The organism is Butyrivibrio sp. AE2032 (genome assembly GCF_000702965.1).
In genome coordinates this window covers 2,094,932-2,118,362 of the sequence record NZ_JNLF01000005.1, presented here as the reverse complement: position 1 = coordinate 2,118,362, position 23,431 = coordinate 2,094,932, and the positions used below count along the sequence as shown (strand labels likewise).

Here is a 23,431-nt window from a genome sequence, read left to right as displayed (position 1 = left end):
TATAACAAAGCTTTTCAGGGTGACTTCTCCGCCTCATTAACAGAAAGAATAAAAATCTGTTTAAATAGCCCCCCATTTCCGCTATCATATATGAGAGACAGCGGACAGGAGATTCTAAAAATGGATATGAAAGTACTTGCCGAGAACTTAAAGAAACTGAGGGAAAAGCATTCGCTCACTCAGGAAGCATTGGCAGAAGCTCTCAGTGTCACGGCAATCATGGTTTATATGTGGGAGGCGGGCCGCCTTCCGATCGATTATAAGATGCTGGTCAGGATCGCGGATTTTTACGACGTTACCGTTGAATCATTAGTGGGAGAGGAGCCGGCTGAAAGTCCCAAGACTTCCACAAATGATAAGATAACCTTTAACTGTAAAGTGTGCGGCGGAAAGCTGATCTACAGTTTTGCAGATATAACCTGCAAGTGTGCAAATTGCGGAAACAAGTGGGCCATTGCAGAGCTCTATCCCAAATATTCCCGTATAAGCACTATTATCAGCAAAGCCAACCTGATCCTGGACACCAGGACGGATATGGCTGCGGCAGATGAAGCCGATCTGCTGTTCAGGCAGGCCATGACCGAGTGCGGCAAGTTTAACGATACGATCGCGTCCGAACTTATCAGTATCTGTAAGCAGGGACAGGCAGAAGCGCGCAAGCTGGAGATCTACTGCAGGGGCAAGCATTTCTTTGACAACAAGTCCTACAAAAGCGCCTTGATCGAACTCGAAAAAGTCCGCGGTTTCAGGGACGCTGATGAGATGATCAGGCGCTGCAAAAGACAGCCCTGAATTAACCTGCGTTCCAGGGAAACAGCAGCCTGTTAAAGGAAAAATCTCGGATCACATGAAGATATATTTCGCCCCGCTCGAAGGCATTACAGGTTACATATTCCGCAATGCATACAGCGGGATCTACGGTCACGTCGACAAATTCTTCACGCCGTTCATCTCCCCTTCCGAAAAGGCTCCGATGACATCAAGGGAGCGCAGGGATGTCTCTCCCGGGAACAACACCGGGATAAACCTGGTACCCCAGATCCTTTCGAACAGTGCAGACTGCTTTATCAAAGCGGCAAAGGAGCTTCAGGAGATGGGTTACAAAGAAGTGAACCTGAATCTCGGATGCCCCTCCGGAACCGTCTGTGCAAAGGGCAAGGGCGCGGGATTCCTTCCGGAAACATTGGCTCTTCAGAGATTTCTGGATGACATCTACGTCTGGTCTGAAATTGAAAACATGAAGATATCGGTCAAAACGAGACTCGGATATTTCAATCCCGATGAATTCTATGACCTTATGGATATCTTTAACGGCTTTCCGTTAAGCGAACTGATCGTACACCCGAGGATCAGATCCGACTTTTATAAAGGTGAACCCCGTAAGGAATATTACGTCTACGCACTGGAGCATTCAAAATGTCCTCTTGTGTATAACGGGAACATCTTCACCCGTAAGGACTACGATAAATTATCAGGTGCGTTCGGCGGCAGTCCCGATACCATAATGCTGGGCAGAGGCCTGATCGCAGATCCTTCTCTGGCTGACAAGCTTAAAGGTTTCACATCAGAAACCGATCCCGGACAATTCAGTAAACTGCATGACGCCGTTTATCACGGCTATCAGGAAGTCATGTCACCCGATATCAATGTCCTTTACAAGATGAGGGAACTCTGGTCTTACTGGCAGACTCTTTCTCTTTTCGACGGCAAGGAACGAGACATCAAAAAACTGATGAAGGCAAAGAAATACGCAGAGTATGAGGATATCACATACCGCATCCTGCAGGACTGATTTTTCTTTGGAAGGCTTTCAGATGCTTACTTTCTCGCAACGTATATGTACCTTGCCATATTACGGGCAAACTCTTCGAACGGATCCTTAACGCATTCCGTCTGGAGCATCAGCAGATCAAACCATTCTTCATTGCCTTCTTGCTCAAAATCCTTTTGATGAAGGAGTGCCGCCTCTCTCTTCCTTTTGAGCAATTCGTAGGTTTCAAAGGTTATATCTTCGACTTCGTATTGAATATTGCATTTTTCGAAGACCTGTACGAGGACTGTGGTTTTCGGGCTTTCAGTCTTCGGCATGACATCGCCTTCCTGGTAACCTGCAAACAGCACTCCGTCTTTCTTCAGCCATCTCATTATCTGCAGGACGAACTTCTCCATATCGGGTGCAAAATACATCGAATCCATGGAGACAACCAGATCGAATCGTTCAGAAGGATAATCTATTTCCCCGATAGCTCCCTGTCTGAAATCCGCTTTGGTCCGGAACATTTTCCTGGCTGAATCAATCGCATTTCCTGAATAATCAAATCCGTGGATATATGCACCGGTCTTTTCCTGCAGATACCCGAGCATCTTCCCGTTGCCGCATCCGGCATCAAGGATATGAACATCTTCTCCTGCGGGAATATGGCTGATGATACGGTTTACCTGTCTTATATCGCTGAACCCGTCCTGAGAAAGATCCTGCCCGAAAGCATCCCTGCAAAAAGCTTCAAATGCCTTTGAACTGCCGGTCATCTTATAAAACTGTTCATACTCATCGAAAAACAACAGCTTCGAATTATCCATATAACCCCATTGACCGGCTTAGCCCTGCCCTATTCCATATGCGAATATCTCAAACCACATAAACATAAGGAAGACAATTACTATAATCAATGAGATCCCCAGTTTCTTCCTGCCCTTTTCCGCATCGGAAGAAACCGTTCCCATGACCGCAAAGACCAGACCTGCCAGCAATAAAGCTGCCTGGATGTAAGTATCTGCTTCGCCAAACAAATATTGAAAAGTCATATTTCGCCATACCCCCGGATACGGACATTATACCATTCAGGAACAGACAAGCCGGAAATCCGCTTTTGCAGCCCGTATCACGGCATCCCGGCTTATTTTTTCACTATATACGCGACACACAGTGACGTATGTGTTGCCAATGCAACGGATCGCCCCTTGATTACTGATTGTTTGACTTATAGCCGCCAGTGATAATGAAACCATAAACAAAACACCACCAACCAAGGAGGACAGAAAAATGAAAAACTTCGAAAAGATGGAACTCGATATGGTTCAGCTCGACACAATAAACGGCGGCGGGATCGGCCAGGTAGCAAATGACAGCAAACTTCTTCATGATCTTGGTCTAAACGACGAGATACTCGGAGACATGTATGTAACGACCCACTGGGATTACTGTTCTGCAAAGATAGACGAAGCCTGGGCAAAGATCGGTATCACCTGCGTCAGTCACTGCATCTATGATAATGAATACTTCTATCAGGGCCGTTCCATTACATGGGAAGATGCAATGAAGATAGCTAAAGACCTCATGATCAAGGGCCCCAGGATCGCGTAATATAACACCTTTATCATTGAGAATCCGTAAAAGATATGAAGGTAATACAAAAAAACACTAAGGAGCTGTCTCAAAACGGGATCAGCTCCGTTTTAATTCTATGATATTGGCAGTTACAGTGGATTGCAGTATTCTGACCCTCTGAGAGGACAAAAAGGGTTGAAAAGATGCAAATTCAAAAGGATTGCAGAATTCTAACCCTTTTAGGGGGTGTAAAAGGGTTGAAAAAATGCAAAAGGTAGTCAGCATATCGGCAGATCACAATTGGTCTGCCAATTAACCGGGATCGGTAACCGTCTTACAAACTCAATTTACCGGCATGGGCGGACTCTCGTGTAAGAACAGGACACAAAACACAATAACTGCAACCCACATAATCAATTGACAGATTACGATTCCGATCACACTTAATGCTATGCCTCTCCTTTTCTTTACGGCACAATGGATGATCCCAATTTCTGAAACAGTATGCGCAGCCTGGGAAAACCAAAAGCCTATAACCGACCATAAGAGCAAAACCGGAAAACCGTCATCGGGATTATTCGTGACATACATACTCACAAAGAGCAGGGACAAAGGCGTAATAAAAGAGAGCAGAAATCCGATCAGAGACACTTTGCAAATCTTTTTACGCTCTTTAATCATATAAGGCCTTTTATAATTCTTTAACCATAAGATACGAATCGACCGTGCGCCCGTCCCTGTATCTCATACTGTTCGGAAGCTGGCCGTACTTAACAAACCCGAGAGAGTCGTACAGGTGAACGGCGCCGGTATTTTCCGTGACCACCTCAAGTTCCGCCTGAGTGTATCCGGTCTTTTTCGCGACATCCAATACCTCCCCTAGCATTATCCTTCCGATGCCTCTCCCGCAGTATTCTTTGTACAGAGCTATCGCGATGCTGCATCTGTGCTTATATCTTACTGAGATGCCGACGCTCATGAGCGAGACGTTCCCGATATGCCGTCCGTTCTCAAAAGCCAACAGAAGAAGCTCTCTTTCCGCAGCTTCTTTCCTTTTTATGATCTCGATTTCCTGCTCAAGGCTCAAAGTAATCTCTTCAGGCTCGCAGATAAGATACGGCGACTCGGCATTAGTCACCTTCAAATATTCGATAAGTGCCCCGGCGTCCTGAACGTCGGCATTCCGGAGTTCGATCTCTTCGCCTGTCTTATCCTTAACTGTTATGCTCTCAAATCTCATCCGGTATCCTTTCTGACCGTTCGGCTTTCCCTTTTAACGCACCGTTGCTGAATAACCAATTGTGATCTGCCCTGCCGTCAGCCGGTCGAGCCTATCAGGAGCATCGGGACGAGCGTAAACAGCAGTATCACACCTATGCAGATGGTTACGATGATGAGGACAAGGTTCTTTCTGATCTTCGACTTAAGCTTGCGCTGCAGGGTCTGAAGGCGGGACGAAGTGTAGATGAGGCTCGAAGCCAGTGCCGCGTAGACCAGGATAAGGGCAACCGACGCGATGAGCCTGCAGATCATGCTGTCAGAAGAGCCAAATGCCCTGATCAAGCCGAAGATGAACATGCCGCAGATCCCGGCTATGGCGTAGATCCTGGCCTTTACGGCCATCTTCTCCTTCTCTTTGTCGGCATATTCGGCCACTTCTTTGAGGTTTGAGCCGTCATCCGGGGCCACAGCGGCATTTCTCTCACCGTTCAGGATCTCTCTTACGTCAAGCTGATAGTAGTCAGCGATTTCCACGAGGATACCGATGTCCGGCATGTTGCTGCCGGTCTCCCATCTTGAGACCGTCCTTGCCGACACGTTAAAAACGTCGGCTAACTGCTCCTGAGTGAGGTTTTTCTCCTTGCGGAGTTCCCTTAAAAAGGCTCCGATCTTGACCGTGTCCATACTTTTCTCCCATATTTTCCGTTTCACCGGATATTCTACCACAAAGTGTAAGAATGCCCAATTTATAAGGCTTCCGGGCCACCCGACAACCTTGTCTGGCAGAGTTTTTTACCCTTCAGTCGCTTCATGTCGTGTATCTTGGCAGTCCGTTTTGCTATGGTCAGGGCATCACACAACAACCAAGGAGAAACGGACATGAACACAAGCGAAAAGATCAAGAAAGTTTTAGCAATAGCATTCTCACTCTTTATGGGTAACGGACTGCTCATTACATTAAAGGCAATCTTCCCCACTCAGTTGAAAGCCATCTTACCAACAAACGGGAACTACAGATCTTTTGTGATCGAAGCTATCGGTGCACTGATTACCGTAGGACTTATTTTCCTCTTTAAAAAGATAAACGTACTTAAGATCACGGGAAAAGGTCTGGCGACGGGTCTTGTCTGCGGACTGCCGATGCTCATCACATACACGCTCCTGATGTTGGCAGGCTTTCTGGATCTGCCCGGCAAGACACTCATCCCTGCATTAGAGATTGTACTGGTCATAATCAGGTGGTTCCTTATAGGCGTAGCTGAGGAAGGCCTTTTCAGAGGCGTCATTCAGGAGCTCTTTATGGACTTCTTCGGTTCAAACACCAGAAAAGGCGTGATCTTATCGATCGTATGCACGGCAACGGTATTCGGACTCAATCATTTTCAGAACCTCCTCGCAGGCGTATCACTTACCTTCGTACTCATTCAGGCAGCAAACGCAATCGCTTTGGGTCTTGTATTCGGCGCGATCACATACAGATCCGGCAGAAGCATCCTGCCCACGGTACTGATCCATGCGCTTATCGACGGAGCGAGCTTCGTTTACAACGGAATGCTCTGGGGTGCATCTGACGTAGATACTATCAACCGCCTTGATTTGAGAAGCCTCGTCCTGGTCCCCATCTTTACCGGAATCTTCATTTTCCTCATGAGAAAGAGCAAAACACCGGAACTCGTCAGCGCGAACAAGGCTGCAAAGGCTATTGCATAAGAAAAAACAATCTACTAAAACCACAACCCTTGGTTTCTGAGGACATGGCCATCCGTTGTGTGAAACCCATTTTTCAGGTCATGTTCCCGAAAAATCAGGCTCCGGAAAACGACCCCGGAGCCTGTTTATGTGTCAATTTTTTAGTTTTCCTACCGGAAACGGGACAACCCCGAAAGCCCTACGGCTGAGCGGATGTAACAGTGTTACTTGCGGTCAGGGCTCCCCTAAACTGCCATGCCGGGCAGTCAGGATCAGCCGGCAACGTAGCAGGCAAGTTCAAGAGCTATTTCGAAATGTCCGGGATCATGCTGTGAGTGTTTCTTTTGCCCCTTCTCCATCCGCAGATCCCACTTCGGGGCATCCAAAAGGTCGCCGGAAGTAAAAAAGCAATAGGCATCCCATCCCCTGAGATCACACACGGCCTGAACCGCCGCGCATTCCATCTCGACTGAGATACAGCCTTCGCTCTTCCTTTTCTCAAAATTGCCTCTGGTCTCGCGGTATAATGCGTCGGTAGTCCAGGTCCTGCCCTTAACATATGGAAGACCAGCCTGTTCCATAAACTCAGCGACTTTTTCGCTGTTTTTCACTCTTATGTAATCGGAAGCCGGCGCGTAGTGATATGAGGTTCCCTCATCACGATAGGCTTCCGTGGGAACCATAACCTTTCCTCTGGCTATTTCTTTGTTCAGGCACCCGCAGCCGCCGAACTCTATAAATTTATTCGTGCTTATGACGGATACTGAATCTTCCATGTCGCCAACGCAGCCCGGAGCGCCAATAAAGGACATATATACCGCGAATTCTTTTCCCTTGTATGTGAACCCGTAAACAGGCTTTGCTCCGTTCGCGGAATAAAGATCGCCGATTTTGGTGCAGTCATAAGCTTCAAGGACATATTGCAGGATCTCATTGGAGAAAGTCAGAATGCAGGCATCGACCTTTTTTGCCTCTTCATTCTTATACGGCTTGCATATTGCCTCAGTCGCGTTATCAAATGATCCGGTAATCATCACGATGTTCCTCCTATATCCTGTTTTCCCGAGTAAAACGATTATACCATTGATGCCTGTCCGGTTAATGCAAAACGGGATGTAACCTGCTGCGCATTCACAAATGGTATAATTATTCAGTCTTCCGTTTAAACCACGGAATATTAAGGGATAAAGGTGAATAAAGAATGATACTGGTAATCGAAGACGATCAGACGATAAACTCCTTGCTATGCGGCATCCTGAAAAAGAGCGGCTATGAGGTCGACAGCTGCACCGACGGTCTTACTGGCCTTAACATGGCTCTCGAAAAGGACTATAAGATGATCCTTATGGATCTCATGCTCCCCGTGAAGAGCGGAGAAGAAGTTTTAAGATCTCTCAGGGAAGTCAAGAAAACACCGGTAATAGTATTGTCTGCAAAAAGCGACGTCCATAACAGGATCGAACTGTTAAGGCTGGGCGCTGACGATTTTATCTGCAAACCGTTTGACATAGACGAAGTCATCCTCCGTCTCGAAGCGGTCCTCAGAAGAGTTGAAGACAAGAATGAGAATCTGTCTTATAAGCAGATGAGGATAGAAAAAGATTCAAGAAGGATCTACATAGGAGATCAGGAACTTGTCTGTACCGCAATGGAATATTCCATCCTGGAGCTGATGCTGGGCAATCCGGGCAAGATCTTTTCGAAGCGTAATCTTTTTGAGAGCGTGACCGGAAGCAGTTACATAAGCGAAGACAATACCATGAACGTCCACATGAGCAACCTCAGGAAAAAGATCGCAAAGCTCACGGACGAACCTTATATCGATACCGTATACGGCATGGGTTACCGGATGGCTGACTGATCATCAGGCTTTGGAAAAAGCAAGCCTTATCTCAAATGTTTTGCCGTCCTGCACGGCCGAGATGGTTCCGTCCATCATCTCCACAAAACTCTTGCAGATATAAAGACCCAGGCCCGCACCGCCTTTGTTCCTGGAAGGATCGCTCTGATAGAATCTGTCAAAGATCCTGTCCGTATCTATTTCTCCGGATGAATCGGTGATTATGCTCAGCGTTACTTTCTGAGGATCATCTTCAACTATCCTGAATTCCAGCCTTTCTTCCGAATACTTCACGGCATTGGAAATAAGATTCTGTATAACTCTTGCAAGCTTCTTTTTGTCAGCTATTACATAAATATCCCGGTCAGACTGTTCAAACAACGGAACTATGCCTTTTCTGTCGATCTCCGGACTCTCGGCAAGTATCTCTTCACAGATCGTCTCTGAGAGATTCACCTTCTCAAAACTTATCTCAACCTGTTCGGATTCTATGAGGGAAATGTCGAAGAAATCATTAACGAGATCATTCAGATAGCGGGCTCTCTCCAGAGCTATCTCAATGTTGGCATTCTTTTCATCCGCGTTATCCGCTCTCTCTGCGACCTGAAGATATCCGATGACGGAAGTCAGAGGTGTTCTCATGTCATGAGAGATCATGGAGATGGATTCCCTTATCCTTCTTTCCTCATCCTTACCCTCTGCCTTTATATGCATGATCTCATCGTACAGAGCGTTAACTTCAGTGATCATGTTCTGAAGATCCCCGTCGATAAAATCCATGTTCATATGGGCTTTTGCGGGATTATTCTTCATCTCTTTTGTAATGCGCTTAAGTTCCTTTTTAAGCAGCAGTAATCTGACAAATAAAAAGAGGACCAGTATTATAAGGATGATGATCACATATAACATTTCCGGTCCTCCGATTATTCAGAATGACTTAATTGGCTACATCTTTTTTATTGAAGATAAATGATGCGGCAAATACAAGTGCGATAACCGCTATTATTGCACACAGGGCACAGGGTATCAAATCAGCTGCCGATGAGCTTTTCGCCAGACAGAAGAACGAGTGCTCATATATGTAGTTGCCTCCGAGGTAATTCCTCAATACGTTTCCGGCCAATGTGGATACGGTAACGCAGGCGAAAAGAGCCGTGTAAACATTTCCGCAGACGACGGTGATCAGCAGGTAGAAAGCGGTCATCGCGGCGATCTGAAGCGTGACGACACCCAGCCATAACAGATCACGTACGGAGAATCCCTCGAAAGAATAACCGAACTGCCTTCCGAATACTGCAGTCTGCCCGACAATTTCCAGGAAGTGGATGATAAATACCATCAGTCCTGTCGAAATAAGCTTGGCAACGATTATCTTCCACCGCTTATTGCCCGAAACGATTGCTCTGTGCAATGTCCTGTTGGTAAAATCTATTCCCGCGAACCAGGCAATGATCATTCCGTACAGGAAAGAGAACGAGCAGTCCTGAACGCCTTCGGCAAAACCGTCGTGCATGGTCGCGAAATTGCTTAAATCTATTGCCTCCTGCTTCAATCCCTGGAAAAACCAGTCAATTCCCATCAGGATTACTATTCCCAGACAGATGTATAAAGGTATAAACTTTCTCGCCTTGTATCCTTCGATCTTCAGTAGATTGATCATTCCTTTGTTCCCCCTGTGATACTGATAAAATACTCTTCGAGTGACATTTCCTTTTCGGCAAGCTCTGATATGACTATCCCGGCCTTCATCAGATATCCTGACAGCTCAGGCATGATCGCGGAACTGCCGAAAACCTTGACGGTATCATCCGTCTCCACTTTGTATGCGGTACCGGGAAAATGCTTTTCAAGGATAGTCACCGTCTCGGGGATGTTGCTGTTCCTGATCAGGATAAACTGACTGCATTTCTCTTCCAGCTGTTCATGTGTCAGCGTCTCGATTATCTTTCCCTTATGGATGAATATAAAATCCGTCGCCAGAAGATAGAGTTCACTTAAGATATGGCTCGATACGAAGATGGTGCAGTCGTTATCCTCGTTTATCTTTTTAAGCATGCCCCTTAAAGTTACGATATTCTTGGGATCGAGACCGTTTATGGGTTCATCAAGAATCAGGAATCTCGGATTGCCTACCATCGCCATTGCGATGCCGAGCCTCTGCTTCATGCCCATCGAAAGCTTTTTGGCCTTTTTCTTTTTGCTGTCTTCCAGTCCGACCAGTTCGATCACTCTGTCCGTTGCGGACTCATCGGGATTGCCTACAAGAATCCTTTGGAGCTCGACATTCTGTCTGACAGAATAGCCAGGATACAGATAAGGTCCTTCGATCATCGTTCCGGTGCTCTTGCGCTTCTGTTCGATTGCCGCAGGATCCGTCTCCCCCATGAATGTCATCTCGCCTGACGTGGGGAATATGAGACCTGCCATGATCTTCATCAGCGTGCTCTTGCCGGCACCGTTCTCACCGATAAAACCGTATATGCGGTTTTTCTTTAAGGAAATGCTTACATCATTAAGAGCATACTGTTCTTTGTATTTCTTCGTAAGATTCCTTGCTTCAAAAATTACATCATTCATCGCGCTTATTCCTTTCGCTTTGATGATGTAAGTATAAAAAACGATCTTAAGAGAATCATTCACCAAATCTAAAGAAAAACTAAAGATTAGGACCGCCCTTGTTTGCCGGGAGAAGCTGCTGCCGTATTATCCCTGTCTCTCTGTGTTTTTATCCTGTATCTCTTTGATCAGTCTGTTCTGCTTTTTGGCTTCGGAAAACACCCTGAAGTAATAAAACCCAGCCAGGAATATATAAGGTATGGTAAACGAACGGTAAAACTCAAACCATCCGCGCGGGGTGATGGGACTTACAAATCTGCTTACCAACAGGAGCATCAGTCCTACCAGAGCGCACGCGACAAGATACTGTATGATGATCATCGCAAGCGGGCTTACGCCGTCAAACAGCTTGTGAAGGAAAAGAACGAAAGTAGCGATCGCACATGTTGCAAACATGATTAGCACATTAATATTGTTCGTCTCCGTTCCCGCGATGATATTGACGACCGCGCCTGTAACCGACATGAAAGCATAAACACAGCAGAGCTCTAAGAGATACTCTTTTATTTTTTCCGTCATCAGCTCATCCTCCTCATTCTCCGGAGATATTCGTTGAAGCTTTTCTTGTAGCTTCTGTTGATACAGATCCGCTCCCCGTTATCAAACAGTGCATAGACCTTCATGTTTAGATCGGGTTTTAACTGGCTGATCTTGTAAATGTTGATAAGATTCGATTTTGACACCCGGACAAAGCCGTAGTTCCATAACATCTCTTCGCATGCCGCGAGGGTATTCATAATGCGGAACACTCCGTTCCTGGTATAGGCAAACAGCTTGCGGTCAATGTGGTCCAGATAATAGACTTCTTTGGGATCAAGCAGGATCTCTTCCCCGTCATCCAGATCCTCATCAGCCGGCCGGCCCCGCAGCGACGGACGTTCCGAGTTGACCGTATCAACAAGCTGCCTGATCAACGGGCGCATGTTGGCATAATATATGTCCACATGTTCATCGGTATTGTTCTTATCTTCGTACAGATTGAGTTTCATTCTTCAGATTCCGGTTCCGATCAAAAAGCTTTCCACACTGTTCATATAACCTTCGGGATCATCGATAATGCCTTCGATATGAGCACTGTCAACATGGAGGATCATCTTATTTCCGCACGCTATATTATCATAAACCTGCATAACCTGGTCAGGGAGACAGACCTCATCCTTATCGGAGACAATAATCATTGTGGGAATGTAATCATTTTTAACCACATTGATGGTATCGCCGTCATCATAATCGATTCCGTCCACAACCTTCATGAAGACCTTGCTGGTACCCGTAAGATAGCAGGCAACAAATGAATCCGTATCTCCGTCACCGAACATTTCCTTAAGGACCAGTTCCATTCCGGGAACGGGGCTGTCGCAGATCACCGCGTCTGCTGCCTCAACGGTACCCGGTGTTACATTTGAAGCGTAGATCGCCGTTGTCTGTGCACCCATCGACTGACCGTGGACGATCACCTTTTCCGCACCCAATTCTTCTCTTGCGTACCTGACCATTGCCTTAACATCAAGTTCTTCCTTTATGCCGAATGTGACCCTGTCGTCAGGATTTGTGCCGCAGCCTCTCTGATCGATGGCGATGACATCAAAACCGTCTTCGATGTACTGTTCTGCAAGAGGATATGTGCATACCCTGTCTCCTCCCGCACCGTGAACGAGGATGACAACCTTATCGCTGCCATTATCGAAATATGTTCCCGGAACTTCATTTCCGTCTTCAGCTACAGCCCTGATCTCTGAACCTGTGTATGTGTTAATGAACTTTTCCGTATCGTATCCCCATACTTCAAGCTGTTTAATGCTGTTATCCTGCGTATCCTTATCGCTGTTCTGATGAAGGATCCTGTCTGCTATATATCCGCCCATCGCAACGGATCCCGCTGCTCCGATAAATGCGATAACGCCCAATGTGATTCCCAAACCCCTGATGATCCTGTTCTTTTTCATTTTCCTGAAACTCCTTTTGCTTTGCTTGATGAGCTGACTATAGCAAAAGCGTATCCGCCGTGAGGGCAGATCCGCACAAGTTGCATTTCAGGTTGTTCAGGTTGCAATTATGTCACGACATACCCTGGAAATAGGATCTTATGTCAGCATTGCATGCCGGACAGTATTCAAGAGGTTTCTGCAAAGGCAGCGGCGTCCCGCAGAACGGGCAGGTCTCAGGACCCGTGACGCTTTGTCCTCCGAAGGCGGAGACTCCGTTTTGAATGTTGCCGGCCACGGTACCTGCCATGCCCAAACCCGCAAAACCTGTCATGGCTCCCGCGGGATTTGATGCGGCGGAATTCATGGCTTTCGTGAGGCCTAAAGCTACAAGTGCCTGAAGAGCGGCAGGATCGTCGGCAAAGATCTTTGCCGAGTCGAACTGTTCCACACGCTTTCTGGATGCTTCATCGAGAGTCAATCCGGTCATGGCTATCGACTCGACGACCATTCCGCGCTGCTCGTACCATACTTCAGATATCGTTTCATTAACGGCATCTTTCAACTTGCTCTTATTTGATAGAAGCTGCGGAAAAGGCACTTTATCGCGGGAACCGCAAAGATTGAGCGCCTCCTCCATGTGATCCTGCACTTCCGTAAACGGCTGTTTCGGTAATGCGGGAGAACCCATGTAATCGTATACGGTGGTGGCCTTACCTGTCTTTTTGAAGAATCTTACGGGGTCGACGATGCGGAATGAAAACATTATCTTGAACTTGAAATACAGAGTCCCGTAGACCGGATCCGGATAAGGCAGATGAAGAGATTCATTGCTGGTCTGATTCATTATCTCGAGTCCGTTGACGAAGTATATCCTCTGGCTTTTCGTGACTTCGCCTGCGAATCTGAACCTGTCGAAAACATCCCCCATTACACTCTTTACTCCTCCGGACAGAATAGATCCGGAAGATGAATTCTCCCATGTATATATGCCGGGTTCCGTAACGCTGTCGACGATCTTACCGTTGTCGATCATAAGAGCGTAGGTGCCCGCAGGGATAATGACCTTTGATCCTGCCGAGATGATCTCGCTGCTGCCCTGGTTGCGGCCGAAGGAATTCTGCCTGACTGCGCGTTTAACGAGTATATCCTGACCTAAGGAATCTGTTCTGAAAGTCTCTAAGTGCTGGTCTTTGAGTTCCGAACTTATCGAATCTGACAAAGTACCGGTGACGTTGCTGATGAATCCCATATTTCCCCTCTGATATATGATCTTTCTTAAATTATAGCATTAACAGATTTGATAACAGGATCCGCACCGAACGAAACGAAGCATTGCTCCAATATAAGATATGGGAAATAATTAATCTGTATCACTGAATTTGTGATAGATTAACTTTGTCAGATGTTGTATGCTTGTATGGAAGATAAAATATCGAGGTTTTGCGTATGGACTTTATCATCTCTTCGATCGGAATAAAAAACAAAAACATCGAGATCGTATGCGGCCGTGACACATTAAGCGGTGTCAGAAAGATAGCCGGAAAAGTAGCAGGCGATATCAAGGCGGTATTCGGATACGAACCGAAGGTCGTGGAGTCTTCCGTGTGCAAGTCTCCCGTCTGTGTCGGTGTCACAGGCGATAAGCTGATCAGGGATATCGGCGTTGACACAAGCGGCATAGACGGAAAGCGCGAAGTATATAAGATCGAAGTTATCGGTTCTGCCCTTGTAATAACGGGCAGTGACAAGCGCGGTGCGATATACGGGCTGTTCAAGCTCTCGGAGATGCTCGGTGTCTCCCCTTTCATCGACTGGCTCGATATCAAGCCTCCGAAAATGACGACCTTCAAGATCCCCTCAGATTACTGCATGGTATCCAAAGAGCCTTCCGTAAGATACAGAGGCTTCTTCATTAACGACGAGTGGCCGGCATTCGGCAATTTCTGCATGCACAACTTCGGCGGTTTTAACGCAAAGATGTACGAGCATGTTTTCGAGCTCCTGTTAAGACTTAAGGGCAATTATCTCTGGCCGGCCATGTGGGCGGAGATCTTCCCCGACGACGGTCCCGGACTCGCAAATGCCGAGCTCGCGGATGAACTCGGTGTCGTTATGGGCATGAGCCACCACGAGCCGTGTTTGAGACAGGGTGAGGAATATAAATACTTAAGAGGTCCCGGATCCATATACGGAGATGCCTGGAACTTCTTAAAGAACGAGAAAGGCATCACGCGTTTCTGGGAGGACGGCCTTAAGAGAAGCGGAAAGTTCGAGAACGTCATCACCGTCGGAATGCGCGGAGAAGCTGATACAGCGATCATGGGCAAAGATGCGACGCTCAAAGACAATATCGATCTGCTCAGAAAAGTACTGAAGACGCAGAACAAACTCATCCGCAAATACGTAAACAAGGATCTCGACTCCGTACCGCGAATGCTCGCTCTTTATAAGGAAGTCGAACCGTATTTCTATGGCGATGACAAGACACCCGGACTTATGGGCGATCCCGAACTTGACGGAGTAACACTGATGCTCTGCGATGACAATTTCGGAAATCTCCGTACAGTTCCGACGCCTGAAATGCGGAAGCACAAGGGCGGCTACGGCATGTACTATCATTTCGACTACCACGGACTTCCGATATCTTTCGAGTGGTTCAATACATCGGCTCTTGCCAAGACATGGGAACAGATGACCACCGCATATGACTTCGGCATAAGAGATCTCTGGATAGTCAATGTCGGCGATATCTTCAGCAATGAATATCCGCTGTCGTTCTTCCTTGATCTCGCATACGATTTCGACCGTTGGGGAACATCAAATCCCGATGCGGCCGTCGAATATACCAAGCACATAGTTGACCGCATCTTCGGTTCGAACCTGTCCAAATCTGACAAGAGCGCGATCTGCGGGATGCTCAGAGGCTATACCCGCATCACGACGGCACGCCGGACCGAAGCCATGAACGACCGTGTCTATAACGCTTTTAACTATAATGAGACTTTCGATCTTCTTGATGAGATCGAAGAACTCTTGAATAAGTGCAGCAAAATGAGAGAAAAACTCAAAGGAAACACGGAGTTCGGTTTCTACGAGTTCTTGTGGCTCCCTCTTACAGCCGGCCTTAACATTCAGCGCATGTGGCTCCTGACCACTTTGAATCACGCATTTGCGGACTTGGGAAGCACTTACGCCATGACACTTGCTGACGAGATTAATAAATGCATCGTATATGACCGCATGATCGTTGATGAACTTCACACGACACATGGCGGCAAGTGGTACGGCATGGGCTTGTCAGAGCACATCGGCTTCAACAACTGGTGTGAGGAAGGCTGCAGGAATCCCGTTATCTGCACATTTGAGCCTGCCAACAAAGAAAGACTCATCACCACCGTTAAAGGCTCATGCCAGAGCACCGAAGGCAAGTTCTGGACAGGCCGTGTTCTCCTTATGGATCAGTTCCTCGATCCTTCCTGTGACGAAGCTTCTTTGTTCTTAAGCACTGCATGCGGTAAGAAAGTTAAATACACGGTCGAGAATCCTTGCAAGGGACTGAGTTTCTCTTCAACGGAAGGTACGGTAAAGCCTTATTCGCTTTACGAACTGAAGGTTAAGATCGACCGTTCCGCCATAAAGTGCGGTGATGCTGCAGAATTCTGCATTCACAGCGCCGACGGCTATACCGTCGTCAAGGTCCCCTTCAACAGAACATCCTCCTTCAAGGGAGAAAGCGTTTATCACTGGACCGGACGGAAAGATTACGGAGAAGATCAGATCAAAGCCAACATCTTTGACAGATCCCTCGAAAAGAACGCTTTCGGGATGAATTACATCTCGATCCCGGCCACAGGATACAGCAGATGTTTCTCTTCTCCTTCATCCGCATCTTTCCGCATCATTCCCGACTACAGCCGGGGCATGGATGCAGTCAAGGCATACCCTCAGGATAAGGTTTTCGGCACAAAGAATGCTCCTTATCTTGAATACAGGATAAAGGTCCCTGCAGCCGGCAGATATGAAGTGACCTTATATACCAACCCGAGCAATCCTTTCGGCCGCGAGCCCAGGATACTTGTCGGCGTCAGCGTAAACGAGGGCAGCATAAAGAAGATCAACATGATCCCTGAAGGCTTTGCTGTCGGAGACGGCAATCCGTACTGGTCACAGGGAGTTCTTGACAATGTCCGCAAGACAACTTTCACGGTTGAGCTTAAAGAGGGAATGAACACTCTGAACATCCATGCGGTCAACCCGAATCTCGTCCTGCAGAAGATCGTGATCTGCGAAGAAGGCGCAAAGATACCGGAATCGTATCTGGGACCCAAGCCGACTTACAGAACATAAGCCATATGAAGTAGACAATGAATCGGCAAGAACACTTGTTACGAAGGTCAACGACTGGAGAACGAGCGGAGATGCCTGGTTCCTGGACGACAACGGCAATAAGACCCAGGCCGGGAAAATGAAGGCTCTTACATACGACTACGATCTCGAGCAGATCGCATTGCAAAGAGCTGCGGGACCGCGTTTTTACGTATCAGATCTGCAGTGAAATTTTTATTTATATGAATTTCGAAAACGCGACACAGGTCTCCGATTCCACAAAACCGTTTCTCTTATAGAACTCATATGCGGGTACATTTGTGTCGGTCAAAAGGAATATCTGCTTAAGCCCGAGTTCCTTTACAGCCTTCCCGATCTCATTTATGAAAAACGTCCCTGCTCCCGTCCCCTGCCTCTCGGTCTTTATACACAGTTCATTAATGATGTATTCCGTGCCGGTATACCAGTGCTTGATATATCCCAGGGACAGGCCAATCAGTTCATCCGCGCCATCGTACAGTCCGTACGTCAGGGAGTAACCCTGTCCGACCAGATCGCAGATATACATGTCCAGCTGCTCTTTGTCAGACCAGTCATCACACCAGGGTTCCTTAGTAAAAACACCTGTAAACACAGCCTTTATTTCTTCTTTATCTTCAATTCCGAGCCTTTTAAGTTTATACATGATCCTGATCTTCTCACTCCTCAAATCTCTTCAGATATTCCTGCTTTTCCCCGGCTATCTCAATAAGTCTTTGGCAGGCCTTGTCCGTAACAGCTTCGGAATATGCCTCCTGATATTTTTTATCTTTGTGTTCTCTGTAAACCGGCAAAAACACAGGAACACATAAAGCTATGACAAAGAAACCATAAAAGGTTACAAACAAAACGACACTCCACGTACTGTGCGTAGTCTTAAAAAACTCTATTACCGGATGGGCAAGGATTATAGCGGAAGCTAAACCGGCAACGGCCAAAATAACAATAACGCTTTTTTTAACTTCAGGCTCTTTTTCGTATTTTTTCAGTCCGGGAACCGCGTCATTCCTCTCGGTTATGATCTTCGTTTCTTCCTCGACGAGTTCAAACCACTCAGGATGCTGTTCCTTCATAACCTTGGACATGCTCTTACCCACCCCGCAATCAGGACACTTGGCCAGTTTCCTCCCGGGATCGACTCTGAATGCTTTTCCGCACTTTTTACAAGTAACAGGTAATGTAGCCATAATTTGTCCCCTCTTATCCGCCTTTTTAAACTGTTTCCTGCCACACATCCGTTTGCGCCAGTTTCTTCGAAAGACATGCCAGGTATGTCTGATCGAAGCTGTTTTCAAACTCCAGTTTCTGTGCCGAGACCCTGAGCATCCCGGTTACCGTGACATGTCCGGATCTATCGATCTCCAAAGCCATGAAACAGTGATCGCCGTACGGTTCCATGATCCCGGCTTTGCCTTTCAGATCTTTATTCATATTCAACACATCACGGATGAACCCGTCAAGTTCACCGGAACCGACTTCCATTTCCATCGTTCCCGCAAAGCCATTGCTATCAACCTTCACATACAGCAAAACGTTATTAATGACAGGATCGCCTTTATAGATCTTTGCTCTCAGTTCCAGATGGAAATCACCTGCATCAAATATCATGCAATTCTGTTCTTCTGACATTTTCAAGTTCTCCCGTAATCCTTTTCTCCCCGATATTACCAATCATAACAGAAAGAGCCTGTCTCCGGATTGGAAAAACCGCCTCAAATATCTTAAAATATTATATTATCCTTAAGCATCCGGACGAGGCACAGGACAATGAAAAAGACCGGTTCATTCTTTTCTTCGATAAGCACAAAGCTGATGATGCTGATCATCAGCGTTATCTTCGTGCTTTCCGCATGCCTTATGATCATATGCATCCTGTTCATGGGAAATGTGCTCACCCAGGGTGCCGTAACACAGATGAATCTGTTCTGCGATGAGAGAGGCTCTGATCTTGATACGGAACTTCTCAGGATAGAAGATGCCGTCAACTCACTGTCGAAATGGACCGAGAGCAGGATCCCCGATCTGGATTCGATCAGAGAAGACGAATCCCTGCGTGCCAGGATAATCGACGAATCGGATGACCTTATCATGTTCATGACCGAGAGCAATGACTTTATCCAGAGTGCATACATTCACTACACCATTGACATAACAGGCCCGGTCGACCGTGATGAAGGCACATATTACAGCCGCGACACGGACGGTACTTTTAAGACGATACCTTTCACACAACAGGAGATAGCGGAAGATCCCGTCTCGGAATTCTGGTATTACGCCCCGATCAAAGCCGGGAAAGCAATTTGGACAAATCCTTATTATGACGGAAGCATCGACGATTATCTGATCTCATATGTACAGCCTGTCATTATCGACGGTACTCCCGTGGCTGTCATCGGCATCGATGTCAGCTTTTCGAGACTGCTTACATGGGTCGACACCTTAAGTTACGGCGAGACAGGCTACATGTATCTCAAGGAAGCGGACGGCAGTGCCCATTACCATATCGATGATCTCGGCAAAGAGCATCTGCACGGCGATGCTGAGGACGAACTGGTCGAGCACGGCGAACTCATGACACAGGACAGGACCACTGATACATTGATCCGCTACAATTATCTCGGAAGAGACCGTGTCATGGCCTTTGTCACATTGCGCAACGGCATGAAGTTTGTTCTCTGCGACGGACATGACAGCATCTACAGGGAAAGAGACCGCGTAGTAATCCTCATGGTTGTGGTATCTGTCATCATGGCAGGCGTCTCCATGGGTGTCGCCGCGTTCATATCACTCAGGATCACAGATCCTTTAAGAAAGATCGCTTCTGCAGCCAACGAAATCGGAGAAGGCAACTACGATGTCGTACTGCCGCCCGAAAAGAATGATGAGGTCGGCGAAGTCTCGAGAAGCTTCAGACTTGCCATAGATAAGATCCGCTCCAGATCCGAAAATATAAGAGCGCATGTGGCTGCACAGAATGAGAGGATCGAGAAGGACGCGCAGACACTCAAGAAACAGGAAGATGACCTTGTTTCCATGAGAAACCTGGCATACATCGACTCTCTGACGAATGTAAAGAACAAGCATGCATTTGAGGATACGGCCAGCTATATAGATGAGCAGATCAAAGCGGGAACTGCGGAATTCGCGGTCATCATGTGCGACCTCAATTATCTGAAGCTGATCAATGACACGCACGGACATCAGGAAGGCGACCGTGCGCTTAAGAAAGCCACAAAGATCCTGTGCAAAGCCTTCCCCATGAGTACGGTCTTCAGGATCGGAGGCGATGAGTTTGTCATCATCCCGTCCATGCTCGAATACGCAAGGATCGCAGAACATCTCAGCACTCTCAAGATGATGCTCGAACAGCAGAGGAAATCTTCAGACGACATCACCAAGCGCATCTCTATATCTTACGGAAGCGCCATATTTGACCGCGATTACGATCATTCATTCCAGGAAGTCTTTGAGAGAGCGGACAAACAGATGTATGAGCAAAAGCAGAAGATCCATGCCCAGGATGGTTTTAAGGGAGACAACAGAACGGCCCGGGACACGTAAACCGGCCGTTTACCTGATCATTTACCGATCTTCCCTGCAATATCAGTTTTCCTGTTCCTGCTGAAAAACAATCTGCCGACCAGGCTTATGGCAGGCCCTAAGAATACGGCCATTAATATGATTCCCACAACAGGTGTCCCTCCAGCAAGGATTCCGACCAGGATGGCAGCAAAATCCCAGGCCATGCGGATCAGCATCTTGGGGATCTTCGGGAACCTGTCAGTCACCTTTTGCGTGATGATCTTCGGAAGCGCGTCATAAGGAGCGACTCCCATGTCGGAATTGATGTAAACAGCCGCGCTGATGATAAAGCATAAAAGTGCCCCGAGAAAGACCGGCCAGCGGGTAACATTATCGGTAAAGATGTGAGCGGGTATGGTCTTGCTCCAGACCCAGTCAAAGAAGTCGACATAGTAACCGACGAGCACCATGTTGAAGACAGTTCCGAAGCCCAGGCTCGATCTGTCCCAGAAAATGACGATAAGCAGCATGACTGCGTTGATTATCAGCTGCCATGTGCCGAACATCATGCCTATCCTAAGAGAGATCGATTTGTTCATGAAAGAACACGGATCCGTGCCGAGTCCGCACAGCATCAGAAACGAGAGAAAAAATCCCATTCCGAATACTGCAAGAAAACAAACTATTATCCGCTTAATGTCAAGCTTGAACTTCATCCCGCGCCTCTGTCAGTGCAAACTGCACCACCCTTTTTTGACCGCATCATTCTAACTATTCCTCATAAGGATTTCCACCCGTATGTTCTGATCTATCTTTCCGTCAGGATCAGAATCTGCCGTAAATCCCGTCACTTCGTTACCGTGATGATACACAAACGTCAAAAAACAGTGATATTATTCTTATAATTGTTTATCTATGGGGGAAATGGGATGAAAAGGATAATAGCGACAGTATTATTGTGCTCGCTGGCGGCCGGACTGGCGGCAGGCTGCACAGAGGAGATTCCGGTTATTCCGTCTGAAACTTCGGAAACGACAACAGCGGGACCGGTCCGTCCCCAGGATGATTATTACAGATATATCAACGGTGAGAAGCTCGCCAATGCCAGGTTCGAATACGGGGACAGCATCGCTGCCGACGCATTTAATGACAAGATGATCACAGAACAGGTCGAAGGCATCATCTCGGATATCGCATCAGGTTCCGGCTACTCAAAAGGAAGCGAGGAAGATGTCATCAAGACTGCCTACGATGCTTTCCTTGATTATGATTTCGCGAATGAGCCGATACCTGAAGACCTGGTAAAGATGATAAATGACATCCAAAACTGCAATACAGTGGATGAACTTATGAAGATCGATGCGGTACTCTTAAGAGACTATGGCCTTTCAGGACTTCTGCATCTGTCGGTATCTTATGATTTTTTCAACGCGGGAGAAAAGATACTTTTATTCAGTCAACTGACGTCCGTAATGGATGTCTCTTTCGAAGAGATGCGCGAGGACAATTTCGCTGCAGACAATGTGGCTGAAAACGCATCCATCATTATGCAGACATTAGATCATGACAAGGACTCTTCCGACGAATGCGGCGTAAAGATCGCCAATCTTGCGATAGAACTCTATGGTTCCACAAACATGGACATCATCGACACGGACTGGGATTACATATACATGGAGATCCTTTCCAAAGATGAGATCGACAATATTCTGACCAATGTCGATCTGTCTGAATATGTTAAAACGGTGGGATTTGACGGAGAGCACTGTGACCGGTTCTGCGTGATCGACAAAGGGCAGCTCATACGTCTTAACGAGGTCCTGTCAGATAAAAATATCGAAGCTCTCAAAGTGTGGGAGATCAATGATCTCTACGGCAGATATATGAGATTCATCGCTCCCCATCACAAGCTCCTCGCGTATTATGTAACTGACAGCTATGACACGCCTGAAAAGCAGGCCGTAAATGAGATCAGTCATACCTTCTATCTTGAGACTGATCCGGTCTATGTGGAGCGTTACTACACCAAAGAGACTGATGATGCGCTCATTTCCATGTGTGATGACATCAGGAGCGGTTACAGGGAGCTTATCGCAAATGCTTCATGGCTTACTGAAAACACCAGAAAAGGCCTTCTCGCAAAGCTCGAAAACATCGTCTATATCACAGGCATGGACCGTAAAAGACACGATGACACCAAGTTTAAGGACTTGAGCGGTAACTACTTTGAGATATTAATGCAATACCAGAAGATATTAATGAAGGACAGCATTGACAGCCTCGCTACGCCCGTAAACCGCAAAGAGATCGCAATGCCGATGCAGATGTTCAACGCGTGCTATGACCCCACAGCCAACACCATAACGATAACGGTAGCCATTACCAATGCACCGTTCTTCGACGCTGATGCGGATTACTACACGAACCTGGGAGGCCTCGGATCGGTAATAGCTCACGAGATGGGTCACGCTTTCGACAGCAACTGCATCGTTTTCAACGAGAACGGTGTATACGATCCTGACTGGATCACTCCCGAAGACATGGAAAGCCTCACCGAGAGAAATAAGAAAGCCGTCACTTATTTCGAAGACAATTTCACTGTTTTCGGTGTTTACCATGTTGACGGTGAACAGACTTTAGGCGAGAACTATGCCGACTTGGGAGGCATGGAGTGTGTTACTTCCCTTGCAAAAACAAATGAGGATCTTGAGAAGATCTTTGCAAATTACGCGGCCGTCTGGTGCCGCAAGAGAGTCGACTCTACGATCATCAATCTGCTCGCATATGACGAACACAGTCCGGAGATCATAAGGACTAATGCGATCCTCTCCACGCTGGATTGTTTCTATGACGTCTATGATGTCAAAGAGGGCGACGGCATGTATATCGCACCTGAGAACAGGATCTCAAGATGGTATTGAT

General features: G+C 47.0%; 24 protein-coding genes. 8 read left to right on the top strand and 16 right to left on the bottom strand.

All coding sequences use genetic code 11. The features are described from left to right. Positions 1–120 precede the first annotated feature (120 nt). The gene (locus BO18_RS33700) at positions 121–792 is read left to right on the top strand and encodes a helix-turn-helix domain-containing protein (protein ID WP_051689213.1); all 672 of its coding nucleotides are present in this window, start codon (positions 121–123) and stop codon (positions 790–792) included. 55 nt (positions 793–847) lie between these two features. Then, complete coding sequence (locus BO18_RS26995) at positions 848–1,792, top strand: tRNA-dihydrouridine synthase family protein (protein WP_034450958.1); 945 nt, start codon at positions 848–850, stop codon at positions 1,790–1,792. Positions 1,793–1,818: 26 nt separating this feature from the next. Here the strand turns inward: BO18_RS26995 and BO18_RS26990 are convergent, their stop codons facing one another. Beyond that, a complete protein-coding gene (locus BO18_RS26990; protein WP_034450956.1) occupies positions 1,819–2,580 on the bottom strand; it encodes a class I SAM-dependent methyltransferase in 762 nt (253 codons plus the stop codon). An 18-nt stretch (positions 2,581–2,598) separates the two neighbouring features. After that, the gene (locus tag BO18_RS26985) at positions 2,599–2,805 is read right to left on the bottom strand and encodes a hypothetical protein (RefSeq protein ID WP_034450955.1); all 207 of its coding nucleotides are present in this window, start codon (positions 2,803–2,805) and stop codon (positions 2,599–2,601) included. 238 nt (positions 2,806–3,043) lie between these two features. On the opposite strand from BO18_RS26985, the gene BO18_RS26980 reads away from it, so the two are divergent. Further along, complete coding sequence (locus tag BO18_RS26980; protein ID WP_034450953.1) at positions 3,044–3,364, top strand: hypothetical protein; 321 nt, start codon at positions 3,044–3,046, stop codon at positions 3,362–3,364. 655 nt (positions 3,365–4,019) lie between these two features. Here BO18_RS26980 and BO18_RS26970 read toward each other — a convergent pair. Together BO18_RS26970 and BO18_RS26965 are read right to left on the bottom strand one after the other, a co-directional pair. Then, a complete protein-coding gene (locus BO18_RS26970) occupies positions 4,020–4,568 on the bottom strand; it encodes a GNAT family N-acetyltransferase (RefSeq protein ID WP_034450950.1) in 549 nt (182 codons plus the stop codon). A 77-nt stretch (positions 4,569–4,645) separates the two neighbouring features. Beyond that, positions 4,646–5,233: a helix-turn-helix domain-containing protein gene (locus tag BO18_RS26965; RefSeq protein ID WP_034450949.1), complete on the bottom strand. Its 588-nt coding sequence runs from the start codon at positions 5,231–5,233 to the stop codon at positions 4,646–4,648. Between the two features lie 195 nt (positions 5,234–5,428). Between BO18_RS26965 and BO18_RS26960 the strand changes: the two genes are divergently transcribed. Continuing rightward, positions 5,429–6,259, top strand: coding sequence for a CPBP family intramembrane glutamic endopeptidase (locus BO18_RS26960; RefSeq protein WP_034450947.1), 831 nt, complete (start codon positions 5,429–5,431; stop codon positions 6,257–6,259). 251 nt (positions 6,260–6,510) lie between these two features. Here BO18_RS26960 and BO18_RS26955 read toward each other — a convergent pair whose 3' ends face one another. Continuing rightward, entirely contained in the window at positions 6,511–7,272 is a 762-nt protein-coding gene (locus tag BO18_RS26955; RefSeq protein WP_034450945.1) for a nucleoside phosphorylase, read from the bottom strand. Positions 7,273–7,439: 167 nt separating this feature from the next. On the opposite strand from BO18_RS26955, the gene BO18_RS26950 reads away from it, so the two are divergent. Next, positions 7,440–8,099, top strand: coding sequence for a response regulator transcription factor (locus BO18_RS26950; protein ID WP_034450943.1), 660 nt, complete (start codon positions 7,440–7,442; stop codon positions 8,097–8,099). A 3-nt stretch (positions 8,100–8,102) separates the two neighbouring features. On the opposite strand, the gene BO18_RS26945 is transcribed toward BO18_RS26950, so the two are convergent. From BO18_RS26945 to BO18_RS26915, 7 genes are all read right to left on the bottom strand, one after another. Then, positions 8,103–8,987 (bottom strand): sensor histidine kinase, encoded by an 885-nt coding sequence (locus BO18_RS26945; RefSeq protein ID WP_034450941.1) that lies wholly within the window; start codon positions 8,985–8,987, stop codon positions 8,103–8,105. 28 nt (positions 8,988–9,015) lie between these two features. Further along, positions 9,016–9,738 (bottom strand): ABC transporter permease, encoded by a 723-nt coding sequence (locus BO18_RS26940; protein ID WP_034450940.1) that lies wholly within the window; start codon positions 9,736–9,738, stop codon positions 9,016–9,018. Next, the gene (locus tag BO18_RS26935; RefSeq protein ID WP_034451898.1) at positions 9,735–10,655 is read right to left on the bottom strand and encodes an ABC transporter ATP-binding protein; all 921 of its coding nucleotides are present in this window, start codon (positions 10,653–10,655) and stop codon (positions 9,735–9,737) included. Before BO18_RS26935 ends, BO18_RS26940 begins: the two co-directional genes overlap by 4 nt. Positions 10,656–10,781: 126 nt before the next feature. Next, a complete protein-coding gene (locus tag BO18_RS26930; RefSeq protein WP_034450938.1) occupies positions 10,782–11,213 on the bottom strand; it encodes a DUF6608 family protein in 432 nt (143 codons plus the stop codon). After that, complete coding sequence (locus tag BO18_RS33695) at positions 11,213–11,683, bottom strand: LytTR family DNA-binding domain-containing protein (RefSeq protein ID WP_051689211.1); 471 nt, start codon at positions 11,681–11,683, stop codon at positions 11,213–11,215. Before BO18_RS33695 ends, BO18_RS26930 begins: the two co-directional genes overlap by 1 nt. 3 nt (positions 11,684–11,686) lie before the next feature. Then, positions 11,687–12,640 carry an alpha/beta hydrolase gene (locus tag BO18_RS26920; RefSeq protein WP_034450936.1) on the bottom strand — a complete coding sequence of 318 codons (954 nt, stop codon included), beginning with the start codon at positions 12,638–12,640 and terminating at the stop codon, positions 11,687–11,689. Positions 12,641–12,752: 112 nt separating this feature from the next. Next, entirely contained in the window at positions 12,753–13,871 is a 1,119-nt protein-coding gene (locus BO18_RS26915; RefSeq protein ID WP_034450934.1) for an SPFH domain-containing protein, read from the bottom strand. Between the two features lie 197 nt (positions 13,872–14,068). On the opposite strand from BO18_RS26915, the gene BO18_RS26910 reads away from it, so the two are divergent. Beyond that, complete coding sequence (locus tag BO18_RS26910; protein WP_051689210.1) at positions 14,069–16,969, top strand: glycosyl hydrolase 115 family protein; 2,901 nt, start codon at positions 14,069–14,071, stop codon at positions 16,967–16,969. Between the two features lie 217 nt (positions 16,970–17,186). Here BO18_RS26910 and BO18_RS26905 read toward each other — a convergent pair whose 3' ends face one another. From BO18_RS26905 to BO18_RS26895, 3 genes are read right to left on the bottom strand one after another with little or no spacing between them, the layout of a single operon-like run. Further along, positions 17,187–17,633: a GNAT family N-acetyltransferase gene (locus BO18_RS26905; RefSeq protein ID WP_034451892.1), complete on the bottom strand. Its 447-nt coding sequence runs from the start codon at positions 17,631–17,633 to the stop codon at positions 17,187–17,189. 13 nt (positions 17,634–17,646) lie between these two features. Next, entirely contained in the window at positions 17,647–18,174 is a 528-nt protein-coding gene (locus BO18_RS26900; protein WP_034450932.1) for a hypothetical protein, read from the bottom strand. A 25-nt stretch (positions 18,175–18,199) separates the two neighbouring features. Then, positions 18,200–18,616: a hypothetical protein gene (locus tag BO18_RS26895; protein WP_034450931.1), complete on the bottom strand. Its 417-nt coding sequence runs from the start codon at positions 18,614–18,616 to the stop codon at positions 18,200–18,202. A 138-nt stretch (positions 18,617–18,754) separates the two neighbouring features. Here BO18_RS26895 and BO18_RS26890 point away from each other — a divergent pair, with 138 nt between their 5' ends. Continuing rightward, a complete protein-coding gene (locus tag BO18_RS26890) occupies positions 18,755–20,548 on the top strand; it encodes a sensor domain-containing diguanylate cyclase (RefSeq protein WP_034450929.1) in 1,794 nt (597 codons plus the stop codon). A 17-nt stretch (positions 20,549–20,565) separates the two neighbouring features. Here the strand turns inward: BO18_RS26890 and BO18_RS26885 are convergent, their stop codons facing one another. Continuing rightward, the gene (locus BO18_RS26885) at positions 20,566–21,225 is read right to left on the bottom strand and encodes a YczE/YyaS/YitT family protein (protein ID WP_051689209.1); all 660 of its coding nucleotides are present in this window, start codon (positions 21,223–21,225) and stop codon (positions 20,566–20,568) included. 213 nt (positions 21,226–21,438) lie between these two features. Here BO18_RS26885 and BO18_RS26880 point away from each other — a divergent pair, with 213 nt between their 5' ends. Continuing rightward, positions 21,439–23,430: a M13 family metallopeptidase gene (locus BO18_RS26880; protein WP_034450927.1), complete on the top strand. Its 1,992-nt coding sequence runs from the start codon at positions 21,439–21,441 to the stop codon at positions 23,428–23,430. Position 23,431 lies beyond the last annotated feature (1 nt).